This window comes from Rhizobium sp. CF142 (genome assembly GCF_000281145.1).
Taxonomy (GTDB): Bacteria; Pseudomonadota; Alphaproteobacteria; order Rhizobiales; family Rhizobiaceae; genus Rhizobium.
Genome location: NZ_AJWE01000023.1, coordinates 1 through 16,878, shown reverse-complemented (window position 1 = coordinate 16,878; position 16,878 = coordinate 1). Strand labels below are relative to the sequence as shown.

At 61.5% G+C, this 16,878-nt stretch carries 16 protein-coding genes; 10 read left to right on the top strand and 6 right to left on the bottom strand.

The features are described from left to right. Positions 1-62 precede the first annotated feature (62 nt). From PMI11_RS07385 to PMI11_RS07360, 6 genes are all read left to right on the top strand, one after another. Positions 63-1,049: an ABC transporter permease gene (locus PMI11_RS07385; RefSeq protein WP_007815090.1), complete on the top strand. Its 987-nt coding sequence runs from the start codon at positions 63-65 to the stop codon at positions 1,047-1,049. 10 nt (positions 1,050-1,059) lie between these two features. Beyond that, a complete protein-coding gene (locus PMI11_RS07380) occupies positions 1,060-2,247 on the top strand; it encodes an ABC transporter permease (protein WP_007815088.1) in 1,188 nt (395 codons plus the stop codon). Between the two features lie 9 nt (positions 2,248-2,256). After that, positions 2,257-3,966, top strand: a complete 1,710-nt coding sequence (locus PMI11_RS07375; RefSeq protein WP_007815086.1) for an ABC transporter ATP-binding protein — start codon at positions 2,257-2,259, stop codon at positions 3,964-3,966. 10 nt (positions 3,967-3,976) lie between these two features. Further along, positions 3,977-4,756 (top strand): 2-oxo-tetronate isomerase, encoded by a 780-nt coding sequence (gene otnI, locus PMI11_RS07370; protein ID WP_007815083.1) that lies wholly within the window; start codon positions 3,977-3,979, stop codon positions 4,754-4,756. Between the two features lie 7 nt (positions 4,757-4,763). After that, a complete protein-coding gene (locus PMI11_RS07365; RefSeq protein ID WP_007815081.1) occupies positions 4,764-5,639 on the top strand; it encodes a 2-hydroxy-3-oxopropionate reductase in 876 nt (291 codons plus the stop codon). A 108-nt stretch (positions 5,640-5,747) separates the two neighbouring features. Beyond that, on the top strand, positions 5,748-7,850 hold the full coding sequence (locus PMI11_RS07360; protein WP_007815079.1) for a beta-galactosidase: 2,103 nt from the start codon (positions 5,748-5,750) through the stop codon (positions 7,848-7,850). Here the strand turns inward: PMI11_RS07360 and PMI11_RS07355 are convergent, their stop codons facing one another. The 6 genes from PMI11_RS07355 to PMI11_RS07330 are packed head-to-tail and all read right to left on the bottom strand — an operon-like array spanning position 7,851 to position 13,475. After that, positions 7,851-8,579, bottom strand: a complete 729-nt coding sequence (locus PMI11_RS07355) for an ABC transporter ATP-binding protein (RefSeq protein ID WP_007815076.1) — start codon at positions 8,577-8,579, stop codon at positions 7,851-7,853. After that, the gene (locus tag PMI11_RS07350; RefSeq protein WP_007815074.1) at positions 8,576-9,400 is read right to left on the bottom strand and encodes an ATP-binding cassette domain-containing protein; all 825 of its coding nucleotides are present in this window, start codon (positions 9,398-9,400) and stop codon (positions 8,576-8,578) included. Before PMI11_RS07350 ends, PMI11_RS07355 begins: the two co-directional genes overlap by 4 nt. Then, entirely contained in the window at positions 9,393-10,250 is an 858-nt protein-coding gene (locus PMI11_RS07345) for an ABC transporter permease (protein WP_007815072.1), read from the bottom strand. Before PMI11_RS07345 ends, PMI11_RS07350 begins: the two co-directional genes overlap by 8 nt. After that, a complete protein-coding gene (locus tag PMI11_RS07340) occupies positions 10,247-11,329 on the bottom strand; it encodes an ABC transporter permease (RefSeq protein ID WP_007815069.1) in 1,083 nt (360 codons plus the stop codon). Before PMI11_RS07340 ends, PMI11_RS07345 begins: the two co-directional genes overlap by 4 nt. Further along, a complete protein-coding gene (locus PMI11_RS07335; protein ID WP_007815068.1) occupies positions 11,330-12,916 on the bottom strand; it encodes an ABC transporter substrate-binding protein in 1,587 nt (528 codons plus the stop codon). It abuts the gene before it with no gap. Positions 12,917-12,944: 28 nt separating this feature from the next. After that, positions 12,945-13,475 (bottom strand): hypothetical protein, encoded by a 531-nt coding sequence (locus PMI11_RS07330; protein ID WP_007815065.1) that lies wholly within the window; start codon positions 13,473-13,475, stop codon positions 12,945-12,947. Positions 13,476-13,705: 230 nt separating this feature from the next. Here PMI11_RS07330 and PMI11_RS07325 point away from each other — a divergent pair, with 230 nt between their 5' ends. Genes PMI11_RS07325 through PMI11_RS07310 form a run of 4 tightly spaced genes read left to right on the top strand, consistent with a single transcriptional unit; the run spans position 13,706 to position 16,710 of the window. Further along, on the top strand, positions 13,706-14,377 hold the full coding sequence (locus tag PMI11_RS07325) for an amino acid ABC transporter permease (protein WP_037070869.1): 672 nt from the start codon (positions 13,706-13,708) through the stop codon (positions 14,375-14,377). Next, on the top strand, positions 14,377-15,048 hold the full coding sequence (locus PMI11_RS07320) for an amino acid ABC transporter permease (protein WP_007815062.1): 672 nt from the start codon (positions 14,377-14,379) through the stop codon (positions 15,046-15,048). Before PMI11_RS07325 ends, PMI11_RS07320 begins: the two co-directional genes overlap by 1 nt. Position 15,049: 1 nt before the next feature. Continuing rightward, positions 15,050-15,784, top strand: coding sequence for an amino acid ABC transporter ATP-binding protein (locus PMI11_RS07315; protein WP_007815059.1), 735 nt, complete (start codon positions 15,050-15,052; stop codon positions 15,782-15,784). Positions 15,785-15,792: 8 nt separating this feature from the next. Next, positions 15,793-16,710, top strand: coding sequence for an isoaspartyl peptidase/L-asparaginase (locus tag PMI11_RS07310; protein ID WP_007815057.1), 918 nt, complete (start codon positions 15,793-15,795; stop codon positions 16,708-16,710). The last annotated feature ends 168 nt before the right edge of the window (positions 16,711-16,878 follow it).

Sequence of the window (16,878 nt, the reverse complement as noted above, 5' to 3'; positions counted from 1 at the left end):
GCGGATGGAGATCCGAAGGAAGCGCCTGACCGGACGCTCTCAACGGGAGGAGAAACATTCCGATGCTTGGTTACATCTTCAAGCGCGTGCTCTACATGATCCCGACACTGTTCGGCATGTCGCTGATCTCGTTCCTGATCATCCAGCTGCCGCCGGGTGACTACCTGACCTCGATGATCGCGACGATGAGCGACAGTGGCCAGGCCGTCGATCCTGCGCAGATCGAGCGGCTGAAAGAGATCTACGGCTTCGACGACCCTTTCTACATCCAGTATCTCAAATGGATGTGGGGCATTGTCAGCCGTGGCGATTTCGGCTGGTCCTTCGAATGGAACCAGCCCGTCTCTGGCCTCATCTGGGCACGCATGGGCTCGACACTGGTCATCTCGCTTCTGAGCCTGCTCTTCGTCTGGATCGTTGCACTGCCGATCGGCATCTATTCCGCCGTGCGCCGCCATTCGATCAGCGATCACGTCTTCACCTTCTTCGGCTTCATCGGTCTTGCCGTGCCGAACTTCATCCTGGCGCTGACGCTGATGTATGTCGCCTATCGGTATCTCGGCCAAAGCGTCGGCGGCCTCAACTCCCCCGAATTTGCCGAAGCGCCCTGGAGCCTCGCCAAGGTCGGCGATTTCCTCGCCCATCTCTGGATACCGATCATCATCATCGGCGCCTCGGGCACAGCCGCCCTCATCCGCGTCCTGCGCGCCAACCTGACGGACGAGCTGCACAAGCCCTATGTCATCACCGCCCGCGCCAAAGGCTTGCCCGAATACAAAGTCATTCTCAAATATCCGGTGCGCATCGCCCTCAATCCCTTTGTCTCGGCCATCGGCTGGGTGTTGCCGCATCTCGTCTCCGGCGTGACGATTACCGCCATCGTCCTGAACCTGCCGACCGCCGGCCCCCTGCTCTTCCGTGCGCTGGTCTCGCAGGACATGTATCTCGCCGGCAGCTTCATCCTGCTGCTGTCAGCTCTGACCCTCGTCGGCATGCTCCTGTCGGACCTGCTGCTTGCGCTGCTCGATCCGCGCATCCGGTTCAACTGAGGAGGCGCCGATGACGCACGAAACATTCGGAACCCATACCGGTCCCCTGAACGTCGCCGCCGACGGCCCCTCGATCAGCCCGCTGAAACAAGGAAAGACCGTCTCGACGGCCGCCATCGGCCCGTGGCGGCTGATTGCCGGCAAGCTCATCCGCCAGAAGGTGGCGATGGTCGCCGGCATGATCATCCTCCTGCTCTATCTCATCGGCCTCTTCGCCGAATTCCTGGCGCCTTCCCTGCCCGCAACCTCGAAGCCGCAATATACCTACGCACCGCCACAGGGCCTCAGCTTCTTCGTGACCAGGCCGGATGGCAGCTCGGAATTCAATTTGCATGTGAAGGGCTACAGGGTTGAGATAGACAAGGTGGCGCTGAGGCGCACTTTCGTGGTCGATGATACCAAGGTCGTTCCGATCGGCTTCTTCGTCAGAGGCGCGGCCTATAAGCTCTGGGGTCTGATCCCGATGACCACGCATTTCATCGGTCCGATCAACCCCAATGATCCCATGTACCTGCTCGGCGCCGACCGCCTCGGCCGCGACGTTCTCACCCGGCTGATCTACGGCACCCGCATTTCCATGTCGATCGGCCTCGTTGGCGTTGCTATGTCGCTGGTGCTAGGCGTGGTGCTCGGCTCCATCTCCGGCTTCTACGGCGGTTGGGTCGATACGCTGATCCAGCGCGTCATCGAAGTCGTCAGTGCAATGCCGACCATTCCGCTCTGGCTCGGCCTTGCGGCGGCGATCCCGCTCACATGGTCGCCGGTCAACGTCTATTTCGTCATCACCATCATCGTCTCGCTGCTCGGCTGGACGAGCCTTGCCCGCGAAGTGCGGGGGCGCTTCCTGGCGCTGCGCAGCGAAGATTTCGTCACTGCTGCAAAGCTCGACGGTTCGAGCGAGGCGCGGCTGATCTTCCGCCATATCCTGCCCTCGCTGACAAGCCACATCCTCGCGGTCGTCACCCTCGCCGTGCCGACGATGATCGTTGCCGAAACCTCGCTCTCCTTCCTCGGCATCGGCCTCAAGCCCCCTGTCGTCAGCTGGGGCGTGCTGCTGCAGGACGCCCAGAATATCCGCACGGTCGCAACCGCGCCCTGGCTGCTGATCTGGCCGTCACTGGCGGTCGTCATTGCCGTCCTCTCCTTCAACTTCTTCGGCGACGGCCTGCGCGATGCAGCCGATCCCTATGACAATTGAGGAGGAAGCATGACCGATCTTCCCGATGACGTCGTCCTCTCGGTTGAAAACCTTTCGATCGATTTCCGGCTGCGCACGCATATCCTGCATGCCGTCGAGGATGTGAGCTTCCAGCTCAAGCGCGGCCAGACCCTCTGCCTCGTCGGCGAAAGCGGCTCCGGCAAGAGTGTCACGGCCCGTTCGCTGCTGCAGATCGTCGACAAGCCCGGCACTATTGTCGGCGGTCGCATCCTGCTGAGAAACGGCAGCGATATCACCGATATCGCTGCCGTTCAGCCCGGCAGCCGCACCATGCGAGAGATCCGCGGCCGGCGCATCGGCCTCATCTTTCAGGAGCCGATGAGCTCGCTCTCGCCAGTTCATACGATCGGCTCGCAGATCGTCGAGGCGATCCGCCTGCACAGCAATCTCGACAAGAAGGCGGCGCGCGCCCGCATGGTCGAACTGCTGCGCCAGGTCGAAATCCCCAACCCGGACAAGATGGCCGACCGCTACACGTTCGAGTTCTCCGGCGGCATGCGCCAGCGCGCCATGATCGCCATGGCCCTTGCCGGCAATCCCGATATCCTGATCGCCGACGAGCCGACCACCGCCCTCGACGTGACGACGCAGGCGGAAATCCTCGACCTCATCAAACGGCTGCAGGTCGATCGCGGCATGGCGATGCTGCTTATCACCCACGATATGGGCATTGTGGCCGAAGTGGCGGATGAAGTCGCCGTCATGCGCTTCGGCCATATTGTCGAGCGCGGCCCGGTCGACGCCATCTATCACGCCGCAACCCATCCCTATACCCGCCAGTTGCTGGCCTCTACGGTGAAGCTGACGCATCACGTCGAAGGTCGATTGCCGGCCATCGCCCTCTCATCGGAAGCGCCGCAGCCGATCCTGTCGGTACGCAATCTCGGCAAGACTTTCGGTTGGCATGGCAATGCCAATACGCTGCGCGCCGTCGATGACGCCAATTTCGACCTCTATCCCGGTGAAAACCTCGGCATCGTCGGCGAAAGCGGTTCCGGCAAGACGACGCTCGGCCGCCTGATCCTGCGCACCGTCGAGCCGACGACCGGCACCGTCCTCTATCGCGGCAAGGATGGCAGTGAAACCGATGTCACCAAGCTCGGCAAGAAGGACCTGCGCAACTTCCATCGCGAAGTCCGCCTCGTCTTCCAGGATCCTTTCGCCTCGCTCAATCCGCGCATGACCGTCAAGGAAGTGATCGGCGATCCACTCATCGTCAACGGCCTCGCCAAAGGCAAGGCGCTGGAGGACCGTGTCGCCGAACTGATGCGCCTCGTCGGCCTCGATCCGATGGGCATGGAGCGCTATCCGCACGCCTTCTCCGGTGGCCAGCGCCAGCGCATCGGCATTGCCCGGGCGCTAGCGCTCGACCCGCGCATCATCATCGCCGATGAGGCAACCTCGGCACTCGACGTTTCCATCCGCAGCCAGATCCTCGATCTTCTGCTCGATATCCGCCAGCGGCTGAACCTCAGCTTCATCTTCATTTCGCACGATATTTCCGTGGTACGCTATTTCTGCGACCGCGTGGCCGTCATGCATCGCGGCAAGATCGTCGAACTCGGCGAGGCCGAGCAGATCTGCACCGCGCCGCAGGAAGCCTATACGAAGAGCCTCATTTCAGCCGTTCCCAATCCCGACCCACGCGACAAGCGCATGCTGCACCGGCATCGGTTCGTCGCTCCCGCCAATGCCTGAGGATGTTCCAGTGCCGAAATTTTCCGCCAATCTTTCCTTCCTCTATCAGGATCTTGCCTTTCTGGATCGTTTCGCCGCCGCCGCAAAGGACGGCTTTGGCGCGCTCGAATATCTCGGCCCCTATGCCGAGCCGAAGGAAAAGGTCGCCGATGCGCTCAAAGCAAACGGCCTGAAACAGGCCCTCTTCAACGTTCCCTCGGGTGACTGGGCCGGCGGCGAACGCGGCATTGCCTGCCTGCCGGATCGTGTCGAGGAATTCCGCAGCGGCATCTCGCTCGCCCTCGACTACGCCAAGGCGCTCGATTGCCCGCAGGTCAACGTCATCTCCGGCCTCGTGCCAAAGGGGGCCGATCTCGAAACGCTGGAAAAAGTGCTGGTGGAGAACCTGAAATATGCAGCACGGCGCACGGCCGATGCGGGTGTGAAGCTGTTGATCGAGCCGATCAACCTGCGCGACATTCCCGGCTTCTTCCTGTCGACGACCGATCATGCCGAGCGCATCCTCGACAAGGTCGGCTCCGACAATCTCTACATCCAGTACGATTTCTACCACATGCAGATCATGCAGGGCGATCTGATCCCGACCTTCACCCGGCTGAAGGACAGGATTGCCCATGTGCAGATCGCCGACAATCCCGGCCGCAACGAACCCGGCACGGGCGAGATCAATTACGGCTTCATCCTCTCCGAACTCGACCGCCTCGGTTACGACGGCTGGGTTGGCTGCGAATACAAGCCGAAGGCCGGCACCAGAGAAGGCCTTGGCTGGATGAAACCCTATCGGAAGTGAGCGTGACATGAATATCGGTTTTATCGGACTGGGCGTCATGGGCCGCCCGATGGCGGAACATCTGATCGATGCCGGCCACACGCTGCATCTGAGCCGCGTGAAGGACGCTTCGCAGCATCTCATCACCAAGGGCGGCAAGGCTGCCCATAGCGCCAAGGCTGTTGCCGAGGCCTCCGACATCATCATCCTGATGCTGCCGGATACGCCCGATGTCGAGGCGGTGCTCTTCGGCGAGAACGGTGTGGCCTCCGGCCTGTCGGCAGGCAAGCTCGTCATCGACATGAGCTCGATCTCGCCGGTTGCCACCAAGGATTTTGCCAGGCGCATCGAAGCGCTCGGCTGCGATTATGTCGATGCTCCGGTCTCCGGCGGCGAAGTCGGCGCCAAGGCCGGCTCGCTGACCATCATGATCGGCGGCAAGGAAGAGGCCTTCGAGCGTGCCCGCCCGCTCTTCGAAAAGATGGGCAAGAACATCACGCTGGTCGGCGGCGTCGGCGACGGCCAGACGGCCAAGGTCGCAAACCAGATCATCGTCGGCCTGACGATCGAAGCGGTTTCCGAAGCACTGCTCTTCGCCAAGCGGGCCGGCGCCGATCCGGCCAAGGTGCGGGCAGCCCTGATGGGTGGTTTTGCCGCCTCGCGTATTCTTGAGGTGCATGGCGAGCGCATGGTCAAGGAGACCTTCGAACCGGGCTTCCGCATCCGCCTGCACCGCAAGGACATGACGCTTGCAGTTGACGCCGCCCGCGCGCTCGATCTTTCGCTGCCGAATACGGCTGCCACCCAGCAACTCATGAATGCCGCTGTTGCCAACGGCGACGGCGAACGTGACCATTCCGCCCTCATCCGGACGCTCGAACTCCTCGCCGGAGGACCGCGCTAGATCAGGACCCTTTAGACCCACCGGACACCATCTTCGATTGCCTCCTGCCGGAGCCCTTTCTCCGGACGGCGAAGCCATGTCCGGACATCGATAGAGAAGGACAGGACAATGCTCAGAAACGATATCCAATTCCCCTACGGCGCCGTCTATTTCCGCAAGTCCAATCCGCCGCGCGACGACTGGGAACGCGACTACGCGACAGCGGGCGAAGACGGCCTCAACATCTTCCGTCACTGGTTCATGTGGAGCGCGATCGAAGTGGCCCCGGGCGTCTACGACTGGGAGGAATATGACCGCCAACTCGATCTAGCCGCCAGGAACGGCATAAAGACCATCATTGCCGAACTCATCCACGCCGTGCCCGACTGGGCCGTCCGCAAATATGCCGATGCACTGCAGGTCAATGCCGATGGCACCAAGCTCGGCTCCTACATGGGCGTCTCGGCGGCGACCGGCGGCTTTTCCAACAATGGCGGCGGCGCCGGTGCGCTAACGCTGAACTGCCCGGAAGTGAAGGAGGCCGCCGGCAAGTTCCTGACGGCGCTCGCCACCCGCTACAAGGATCATCCGGCAATCTACGGCTACGATGTCTGGAACGAAGTCAACTATTCCGCCGATGTCGATTATAGCAGCTATGCAAAGGCCGCCTTCCGCGAATGGCTGGAAAAGAAATACGGCAGCCTGAAAGTGCTCGCCAAGGCATGGCATCGCTACAGCTACGCCGAATGGGCCGATATCGAGCCGCCAGTCCATATGGCGCCCTACCCCGAATGCATCGACTGGCTGCAGTTCAAGCGCGACAATTTCTATGGCCAGATGCAGTGGCGCATCGACACGATCCGCGCCGTCGACCAGAAGAACGTCATTGCCGCCCACGGCATTTCCGGCGCAATCCCCAACATGGCGGCCAATGGTTGCGACGACTGGCTCGCCGCCTCCAAGGTGGAAATCTACGGTTTCACCTGGATCCAGGCCCGCAAGGGCACCGAGCCGTGGAAGACCTGGTACGGCGTCGATATCAACCGCGCCGCTGCCCGCGGCAAGCCTTTCTGGCATGCCGAGCGTCAGGGCGGCCCGCTCTGGCTGCAGCCGCAGGTGATCGGCCGCGACAAGGACGACGGCCGCGTCGCCGAGCCAGAGGATATCCGCATCTGGAGCATGACTTCCTTTGCCGGCGGCGCTCGCGGTGTCCTAAACCTGCGCTGGCGCCCGCTTCTCGACGGCCCGCTCTTCGGCGCCTTCGGCGCCTACGGCATGGACGGCAGCCGCACGCCGCGTTCCGACCTGCAGAGCGCCATGGCGAAATGGGCGAATGATCCGGCGCAGAAGACACTCTGGGACGCAAAGCCTGTTCGCGGCGAGGTCGGCATTCTCGTGGTCCCAGAAACACAGGAATGGGATTACCTGCTGAACTACGACCGAAAGGAAAAGCCCTATCCGGAAGCCATGTGGGGCGCCTACCGCGCCTTCCTCGGTCAGGGCCTGCAACCGGACTGGGTCCATATCGACGATATCGACGCCTACGACTTTCTCTATTTCCCCTACCCGATCATGTTCACTGCCGAGCAGGCAGCGCGCCTGATGACCTGGGTGGAAAAGGGCGGCACGCTGATTGCCGAAGCTTGCCCCGGCTATTTCGGCGACCGCGGCCATGTCGGCCAGGTACAGCCGAATATGGGCCTCGACGAAGTCTTCGGTGCACGTGAAGAGGAAGTGGAATTCATGCCCGACATCGGCAACCGCATCCACTTCAAGTTCGATGATATCGCCGTCGATGGCGGCGGTCTCCTGCAGTCCTATCGCCTGACCGGCGGTACCGGTCGCGGCACGTTCGATGGTGGGCGTTTAGCCATCGTCGAAAACCGCTACGGCAAGGGCCGCACCCTGTTGATCGGCACCAACCCCTCGGTCGCCTTCTATCGCACCGATGGCAAGGCCAATGCCGCCTTCTTCGCCGAACTGGTGAAATGGAGCGGCCGGACGCGTCATGCGACGCTTTCCAATGATGCGGTCTTCGCCCGCGTCCACAAGGGCGAAAAGGGCAGCTTTCTCTGGCTGGTCAATCCGACGCGCAAGGCGCAGACGACAACAGTCAGCCTTGCAGACGGAAAATTGTCAGGCGGCAAGCCCGCCTGGCCGGTAAACCATGCCTATGATGCGGGCCACATCGAGGTGCCGGCTCGCGATGTCCTGATCCTGCCGCTCGCGTAACTAGCGGGCGGCAAGCTGCTCGACCCAGCCGCCTTGCGAGAGGGTGGCGCGGTCGAGTTCGCTTTCGATGCGACCGGCCTGCATCAGCACGGCCCGGTCGCACATATGCGCGACGACGCCGGGATCGTGGCTGACCAGCACGAAGGTCATGCCGTGCGACACCTTGAGATCATTCAGCAGGTTGAGAATTTCGGCCTGTACCGAGACATCGAGCGCCGATGTCGGTTCATCGAGCAGCAGCAGCTTCGGTTTCAAAAGCAGCGCACGCGCAATCGCCACACGCTGCCGCTGCCCACCGGAAAGCTGGTGCGGATAACGTCCGGCGACAGCAGCCGGCAGGCCGACCTGATCGAGCGCGATGCGCACCTCATCCTCGACATTGCGCACGCCCCGCAGCGCCAGCGGCTCGCCGAGAATGCGGGAGATGCGATGGCGCGGATGCAGCGAGGAATAGGGATCCTGAAACACCATCTGGATATTGGAGCGCAGTGCGCCGGTGATCTTATGCCCCGGCTGCAGCGCCTCATCGAATACGGTGATGGAGCCCTGCCAATGGGTGTTCAGCCCGGCAACAGCATGCAGCGCCGTCGTCTTGCCGCAGCCGGAGGGACCAATCAGCCCGAAGGTTTCGCCCGGGGCAACCTCGAAGCTGACGCCACGTACGGCGGTAAAACCCTTGCCGCTGCCCTGGAAGGTCACGGAAAGATCGGAAACGGAAAGCGCGCTCATGCCACCTCTCCGTAAACCGGCAAGCGCGTCCCGTAGGTCGCAGCCGAAGGCCGCGCCGCCCAGAGCGCCCGCGTATAATCCGATTTGGCATTGGCAAGATCGGCCGACGCCATATGTTCCTCGATCTTGCCGTGACGCATGACCATGACGCGATCGGCATAACGCGAGACCTGCTGCAGATCATGGCTGATGAGCAGCAAGCCCATGCCGAGCTCTTCGGTCAGCGACCGCAGCAGCGTCAGGATCTGGTCCTGCAGGCCGCGATCCAAAGCCGAGGTCGGCTCGTCGGCGATCAAGAGTTTCGGCCGGTTGATCAGCATGGCCGCGATCATCACCCGCTGCCCCATGCCGCCCGAGAGGGAAGCGGGATAGCTGGAATAGATCCGCTTCGGATCGGGAAGACCAACCTTGTCCAGCATGTCGAGCGCCCGCTCGCGCCGTTCGGCAGCCGACAGCTTCGTGTGCAGAAGCAGCGCCTCCTCTACTTGCCGGCCGACCTTATGGGCCGGGTTCAGCGAATATTTCGGATCCTGCAGGATCAGCCCGAGACCACTACCGCGCAACCTGTTCCAACCGGATGCGGACAGCGTCGTCAATTCCTGCCCGTCGAAGGCGAGACGCTTTGCTCGCACCTCTGCCCGGCGCGGCAACAGCCCCATCATCGCGCGGCCGGTCATGGACTTGCCGGAGCCGGATTCACCGACCAGCGCCACGACCTCGCGACCGACCGAGAAGGAAATGCCATCGACGACACGTACCGAGCCAGCCTCTGACGGAAAGGCGATCGACAGATCATCGACGGAAAGCAGTGGCTCAGTCATGGCGCGGATCCAGAATATCGCGCAGGCCATCGGCCAGCAGATTGAAGGCAAAGGAGGTGATCAGGATGGCAAAGCCCGGCACGGCCGCCACCCACCATTGATCGAAGATCACCTGCGTGCCCTCCGAGACCATCGAGCCCCATTCCGCCGTCGGCGGACGAACACCGAGACCGAGGAAGCCGAGGCCGGCCGCGGCAAGAATGATGCCCGAGAGATCAAGCGCCAGGCGGATGATCGCCGAAGGCAGAACCAGCGGCAAAATATGCCCCCAGAGCAATCGTACCCCGCGAATACCAACCATTTCGGCGGCCGCCAGATAATCGCTGCGCCTGAGCGCTGCCGTCTCGACGCGCGCCTGACGCGCATAGGCAGGCCAGCTTGTCAGCGCCAGCGCCAGCGCACCATTGATGAGCCCCGGCCCCATGATGGCAACGAAGGCGAAGGCAAGCAGCAGCCGTGGAAAGGACATGACGATATCGGTGATACGCATCAGTACGCGCTCGGTGATGCCGCCAAAGAAACCGGAGAGGATACCGACGAGAATGCCGAGCGGCGCCATTAGCAGCACGACGACCAGCACGAGAAGCAGCGTCGGCCGCGCGCCATGGATGATACGCGACAGGATATCCCGGCCGAAACCATCCGTGCCGAACCAGTGCGAGGCATCAGGCGGCATCAGGCGATTGGCCGTCTCCTGCAGGTTGGGATCATAGGGCGCAATCAGCGGTGCCAGCAGGGCAAGCGCCAGAATGAAAAGCACGACGGCACTGCCCGTCGCTGCCGAGGGCGAGCGCAACACACGTCGCACGAAAGATGGACCGGCGAGCGGCGCCTGGACGATCGCGCTCATCGCTTCCTCCCCGCATCCAGCCGCGCCACGCCGAGATCGGTCAGCGCGTTGAGAAGTACGAAGGAGGCCCCGACGACCAGCGTCGCACCGAGGATCGCCGGCATGTCACCGGCAAACATCGCCGTCGTCAGATACCGGCCGATACCCGGCCAGGCAAAGACTGTCTCGGTCAACACGGCGCCTTCCAGCAGGCTGGCATAGGAAAGAGCAATCACTGTCAGCAGAGTTCCTGAAATATTCGGCAGGATATGGACGAAGACGATGCGGCCGAGGCTCGCTCCCTTGGCACGTGCCGTTGTCACATATTCCTGCCCGAGTTCGGTGAGGATAGCAGCGCGCGTCAGCCGTGAAATCGCAGCAAGTGCATGAAAGGCAAGCACGATCGCCGGCAGCGCCAGATGCACCAGCGCGTCGCGAAAGGCGCCCGCCTTGCCCGATATCCAGGTGTCGATCAGCGCAAACCCAGTCACCGATTTGACCGTATATTGAAAGACGACATCCGCCCTGCCTGGCCCCGGCGCCCAGTGCAGCCGCGCATAGAACAGCAGCAACATCAACAGGCCAAGCCAGAAGATCGGCACGGAATAGCCGAAGAGAGACACGAAACGGGCAAGCCCATCCACCCATGTCCCCTGCCGCATGGCGGCGGTTATGCCGAGCGCAAGACCGATAATCGCACCGAGGATGATCGCCGCCGTCGCAAGCTCGATCGTGGCAGGGAATGTACGGGCAATGTCCTTCGCCACCGGCTGGCCGGTCGAGATAGACTGGCCGAAATTGCCCGACAGCGCCGTCTCGACATAACGGAAAAACTGCACGGGCAGCGGCAGATCCAGCCCAAGTTCGACCCGCGCCTGCGCATAGGTCGACTGGCTGGCATGATCGCCGACCAGCTGCAGCGCCGGATCGATGGGCGAGAGCCGCGTCATTGCAAAGGTCACCAGCGCCAGCCCGAAGAGCGTCAGCGCAAAGGACCACAGCCATTTCGAAAGCGGCCAGACGAACGACAACTCCCGCCAGCTGTTGCGCTGGCGGGAGTTGTTCATGTCAGCATGCGTATTGGTTGCCGTTTGCGGCACTTACTTTGTCACCTTGTCGTAATAGACTTGGTCTGCGTTGAGACCCTGGGCATAGTTCTTCACCTTGTCGCTTAGCACGACCTGGTCATTGCCTTGAAGCATGAAAACGAAGGGCGAGCTTGTCTGGACCTTCTTCTGCAGATCCTGATAGAGCGCAGCGCGCTTGGCGGCATCCCGCTCCTTGACGGCGGCAAGCGTTTCGTCGGTCAGTTCCGGGATCACCCAGCCAGCATATTTGGCAGCCGTGTTGGCAGAGTTGTCCTTGTTGATCGCGAAGGCGCTGGCGTTGGAGTGCGGATCGAAATAGTCCGGGATCCAGTAACGCAGCGTCATCTCGAACTTGCCCGAACGACCGCGCGCATAGATGTCGCTCGCAACACCCGGCTGGATGTCGAGCGTGATGCCGGCCTGCGCGAAGGTCGACTGCAGCGACTGGGCGATCGACAGGAACGGCTGGTCGTTGAAGACGATAAATTCAACCTTCAACGGCGTCTTGATCCCTGCATCGGCGAGGATCTTCTTTGCCTTCTCGACATCGAGCTTGAAGGGCGTGTCGCTGAACGCGCCAGGGAAGCCGTTCGGCAGGAAGGCCTGGTGAACGCTGCTCTGCCCGCGCAGCAGGTTCTTGGTGATGCCGTCATAATCGACGAGATAACGCGCCGCTTCCCAGAAGGCCGGGTTGCCGAGTGTCGGGTTCGCCTTGCTGTTCAGCAGGATGTAATCCTGGCGGGCGGAAGGAACCGAGAGAACCTTGACACCGCTCTTGTCCTTCAACGCTTCGATCTGGTCTGCGGAGAGACCGCGGGCGATATCGGCATCCCCCTGCTCGACGAGGAGGCGGCGGGCGCCGACGTCAGGCACGTTACGGATGATAACGCTTTCGAGTGTCGGCTTGTCGGACGAATTGGCGTTGGCCTGCAGCACCAGAGCTTCATGCGGCGTGTAAGTGGCAATCGTGTAGGCGCCGCTACCCGCCGAATTGGTCTTCAGCCAGCCATTGCCGAAATCATTGTCCTTGGCCTGCGGCGAAACCGTCTGCTCATCGACAACAGAGGCGATCGGCGCCGTCAGCAGCGACAATGCAAAACCGGAGCCGACATCGGCCGTCCAGGTGAGCTTGACGTGCTTGTCGTCAACCTTGGTAATGGCGGCATCGACATTGTCAGCCTTCCAACCGAGTTCGTTGAGGATGAAGGCCGGCGACTTGTTGAGCTTAACGGCGCGCGTCAGCGAGAAGATCACGTCCTCCGGGCGAACTGGATTGCCGGAGGCGAACTTGGCGTCGGCAAGCGCAAAGGTCAGGCTCTTGCCATCGCTGCCGGCTTCCCAGGAAGCGGCGAGTGCAGCCTCGATCTTCGTGCCATCGTCACGGTTGGACTGAACGAGGCGCTGATAAAGGTTGTTGAAGGACTGAACGGTGGTCAACTCAAAGCCTTCGGCCGGGTCGAAGCTGACAGCATCGTCGATCGACTGGGCAACGACGAGCACGTTTGGCGGCGTCTCGGCGTGAACGGCCGGCGCACTGAAAGCCAGCGCCAGGCTGAAAACGGTACCGAGCAGCTTGGCGCGGCTTGAAATGATGGACATGGAAAACTCCCCTCGGGTGATGAAAAACTCAGTTGGCGCCTTCGGCAAAAGCCTCAAGCTCGGGGTCGAAATCGACCTCGACAACATTGATGTAGACGGCAGTAGCAATCATGATGCCGGCAAAAGCGACGAGATCGACGAGCACTTTGGTGTCGTAGCGCGCCTTCAACTCGGCCCAGATATCGGCAGGAATGGCATTGGAATCGGCGACGATTGCCGCGCCAAACCGTTTAAGCAGCTGTTCGGTATCGCTCAACTCCAGGGCATCGGGATTGAACCCGTTCTTGATCAGAGCCCGGCGAAAGAAGGTGATGGCAATGTCGGACTTCAGCGCCTTGGAAATCGAATACGAGAAGATCCAGATCTCGCGGTCGCTGATGGCAGGATTGAGCTCGGCCCTGAGCGTGAACCATTCGGCATAGATGCGGTGTGCCTGCGGCGAATGCAGCAACGTCCGCTTCATGTTGGTCATGTTGCCGCGAACCCGCACTTCTTCGTCATGCGCCGCGCGAATCTCTTCGGAAGCGGTGTCGTAATCGATGTAGGGAAGCTGGCTCATGCGGATTGCTCTTTCTTTGTGCGATAAAGGCTAACGAGGTGGCGAGATATTGTGCAGTCCATATTCATCCAGCTTTTCCGCCTTTTGACGAAAAATATTCCGCCGAACGTTACCGGTAAAAACGAACTTTTCGTCACAGATATATCAGCATTTCGTACCAGGCATTCTTGACATCGGTGCACACAAACGACACGATGAAACCGGTTTCAATCGTACATAAGGGAGTGATCGTGCGGTTCGACCTTTCGATCCTCTTGCCCCATCTGGGTTTTCTCGCGCAGGGCGCGCTGCTGACAGCGGAGGCCTGTGCGCTGGCGCTGATCGGCAGCGTCATCATGGGCGCTTTCGTCGCTATTGCCCGCACCTCTTCGTCCGCTGCTTTGCGCAGGATTTCCTTCGTTTACGTCGATATCTTCCGCAACATCCCCTTCATCGTGCAGCTGTTCTTCTTCTATTACGGCCTGCCGGAGATCGGCATCTATATCGATGCCTTCACGACAGGTGTCGTGGCACTCTCGATTGCCGGCGGCGCCTATGCGTCCGACGTGATCCGCGCCGGCATTCTGGCAATCGATCCAGGCATCATCGAAGCTGCCGAAGTGAGTGGCCTGTCGCGCCGGGTGACCTTCACCAAGATCGTGCTGCCGATCGCGCTCCGAACCTCGGTTCGCCCGCTCGGCTCGGTGCTGATCAACATGGTCCTGACCTCCTCGATCCTCTCGACCATCACGCTGAACGAATTGACCGGCTCGGCACAGATCGTCGTCTCACAGACTTACCGGCCCTTCGAAGTCTATGTCGTGCTGCTCGTTGTCTATGCGGCACTGACCTATCTAGTATCACTCGGCATCGCCCTCCTCCACCGCCGTCTTAACCGCGACATGATGGAGGCCGTAGCCTGATGCGCTTTTCCGATTTCACACCGTTCGACATCTGGCTGTTGCTGCAAGGCCTCGGCGTCAGCCTCGGTCTGTTCTTCTCGACTTCGCTGATCGGCCTGCTGATTGGCACGCTCTGGGCCGTCTGCCGCTTCTACTGCGTGCCGGTGCTGACCCCGGTCATCACCTTCATTGCCGAACTCCTGAAGAACTCGCCCGTGCTGGTGCAGCTCTTCCTCGTCTTCTTCGGCCTGCCCGGCCTCCTGCACATCCGGATCACGCCGACGACGGCTGCCACCATCACGCTTTCGGCCAATTCCGCAGCCTTCGTCTACGTGATCGCAGTCTCGGCAATCGAATCCATCGGCCGCGACCAGATCGAGGCCGCCCGCGTCTTCGGCCTCACCCGCTGGCAGGTGTTGCGCCATGTCGTGGCGCCACAGGCCATGGCCTTTGCCATCGGCCCGCTGACGGCACTGCTCGTCAATCAGTTGCAGGTCACCTCGCTGATCTCGGTCATCGGCGTCGTCGATCTCACCAAGATCGGCAACATCCTCAACCTGCGCACGCTGAAACCCTTCATCGTCTGGACGGTGGTCGGTCTGCTCTATTACGTCTGCGCAAAGCTGTTCGCATGGCTCGGCGCCCGCTTCGAAAACCGCCTCAGGGCGCATGCCGCCTGGAGAGGGCTCTGATATGCTCAAAGTAGAAAACGTAAAGAAGGCCTTCGGTCCGGTCACGGTCCTCGACGGCGTCAATCTCACCATCAACCCCGGCGAGGTCGTCTCGATCCTCGGCTCTTCCGGTTCCGGCAAGTCGACGCTGATCCGCTGCATCAACGGCCTGGAAAAATTGAACGGCGGCAGCATCATCGTCGATGATTTCGACGTTAGCAAGCCGAAGGAATTGGCGGAAGCCCGCAAGCGCTCTGGTACCGTCTTCCAGCTCTTCAACCTCTACCCGCATATGACGGTGCTCGGAAACATCACGCTGGCGCCGATCGAAGTGTTGAAGAAGCCCCGCGCCGAAGCCGAAGCTAGCGCCCGTGCCCTGCTGCAGTCCGTTGGCCTTGGCGATCGCGCAGAAGCCTATCCCGCGCAGCTCTCGGGCGGCCAGCGACAGCGTGTCGGCATCTGCCGGGCGCTTGCCATGCAGCCGCGCTATCTGCTGCTCGATGAAGTCACCAGCGCGCTCGACCCGGAAATGACCTCGGAAGTCCTAGCGATCCTCGCCAAGCTTGCGACCGAGGGCACGACCATGCTCTTCGTCACCCACGAGATCGAATTCGCGCGGCAGATTTCCAACCGCATCGTCTTCCTCGACAAGGGCAAGCTGCTCGTCGACCTGCCGACTGCGGATTTCTTCGCTGCCGAGGGCGGCATGGCTAACCCGCGTATCGCCCAGTTCCTCTCCAAAATGCGCAAAGATTAGAGGTATTCATGCTGCTCTTGGCCAATAAAGAAGCCTGGCCCGGTTTCCCGACGACAGTACAGATGCTGCGCGAGGGCGCCATCAGCCTCGATGCCATGGTCACCGGCATCAGCAAGGTGGAAAGCGAGGTCAAGGTGCGCAGCGTCGGGTACGGCGGCTGGCCGAACATGCTCGGCAATATGGAGCTCGACGGCGCCGTCATGGACGGCAACACCCGCGATGTCGGCACCGTCGGCGCCGTACCGAACACGCTGCCGGTTGCCCGCCTCGCCCACGAAGTCATGAAGCGCCTGCCGCATGTCATGCTGACCGGAGACGGTGCGCGTCGCTTTGCCAGTGAAATCGGTTTCTCCGAAGATGACGTCCTCTTCGAAGACAGCAAACGAGTCTGGTGGGAACGGCTGGAAAAGGAACTTTCACCGGAAGAGCTGGCGAAATTCCCGGATATTCCGCTTGCGCCCTTGAGCCGAACCATCACCGATCCCGAGCGCGTGCGTGACACCACGGTCTTCCTGTCTGCCGACCCGACGCGCGGCATTCACGCTGCGACGTCCACCTCCGGCTGGGCCTGGAAATATCCCGGCCGTCTCGGTGACAGCCCCATTCCCGGCGCCGGCTTCTATGCCGACAGCCGTTATGGCGCGGCCGCCTGCACCCATACCGGCGAGATGACCATGCGCTGCTCGACTGCGCGCACCGTCGTCCTGGCGCTCAAATTCGGCTATTCGCTCTCCGACGCCGTCAAGCTGGCTGTCGAGGAGCTCAAGGAACTCTCCACTGGTTTCCTGGCCGGCGTGGTCATCCATGCCGTCGATGCCAAGGGAAACCATGAGGTCGTGAATTTCAGATGCGAGGGCGAAATCCGCTACTGGCTCTGGGAGGACTCGATGCCCGAACCGGAACTTCGGGCCGCGAAACAGGCATAATCAGAAGAGGGAAATGGAACCATGAAACGCATTCTCACAGCCATTGCCGCGCTGGCCGTCGTTGCCGGCTCTGCGCTTCCGTCCTTTGCCGGCATGATCGACGATATCCGCTCGCGCGGCGTCGTTCGCATCGGTGTATCGCTCGGCGGCGAGCCGATCGGCTTTCGC

Coding starts and splice junctions, on each gene's coding strand:
- PMI11_RS07310 (WP_007815057.1), top strand. CDS start 15,793: ATGCTGCTCTTGGCCAATAAAGAAGCCTGGCCCGGTTTCCCGACGACA.
- PMI11_RS07355 (WP_007815076.1), bottom strand. CDS start 8,579: ATGAGCGCGCTTTCCGTTTCCGATCTTTCCGTGACCTTCCAGGGCAGC.
- PMI11_RS07380 (WP_007815088.1), top strand. CDS start 1,060: ATGACGCACGAAACATTCGGAACCCATACCGGTCCCCTGAACGTCGCC.
- PMI11_RS07335 (WP_007815068.1), bottom strand. CDS start 12,916: ATGTCCATCATTTCAAGCCGCGCCAAGCTGCTCGGTACCGTTTTCAGC.
- PMI11_RS07345 (WP_007815072.1), bottom strand. CDS start 10,250: ATGAGCGCGATCGTCCAGGCGCCGCTCGCCGGTCCATCTTTCGTGCGA.
- PMI11_RS07360 (WP_007815079.1), top strand. CDS start 5,748: ATGCTCAGAAACGATATCCAATTCCCCTACGGCGCCGTCTATTTCCGC.
- PMI11_RS07350 (WP_007815074.1), bottom strand. CDS start 9,400: ATGACTGAGCCACTGCTTTCCGTCGATGATCTGTCGATCGCCTTTCCG.
- PMI11_RS07330 (WP_007815065.1), bottom strand. CDS start 13,475: ATGAGCCAGCTTCCCTACATCGATTACGACACCGCTTCCGAAGAGATT.
- PMI11_RS07365 (WP_007815081.1), top strand. CDS start 4,764: ATGAATATCGGTTTTATCGGACTGGGCGTCATGGGCCGCCCGATGGCG.
- PMI11_RS07320 (WP_007815062.1), top strand. CDS start 14,377: ATGCGCTTTTCCGATTTCACACCGTTCGACATCTGGCTGTTGCTGCAA.
- PMI11_RS07315 (WP_007815059.1), top strand. CDS start 15,050: ATGCTCAAAGTAGAAAACGTAAAGAAGGCCTTCGGTCCGGTCACGGTC.
- PMI11_RS07375 (WP_007815086.1), top strand. CDS start 2,257: ATGACCGATCTTCCCGATGACGTCGTCCTCTCGGTTGAAAACCTTTCG.
- PMI11_RS07385 (WP_007815090.1), top strand. CDS start 63: ATGCTTGGTTACATCTTCAAGCGCGTGCTCTACATGATCCCGACACTG.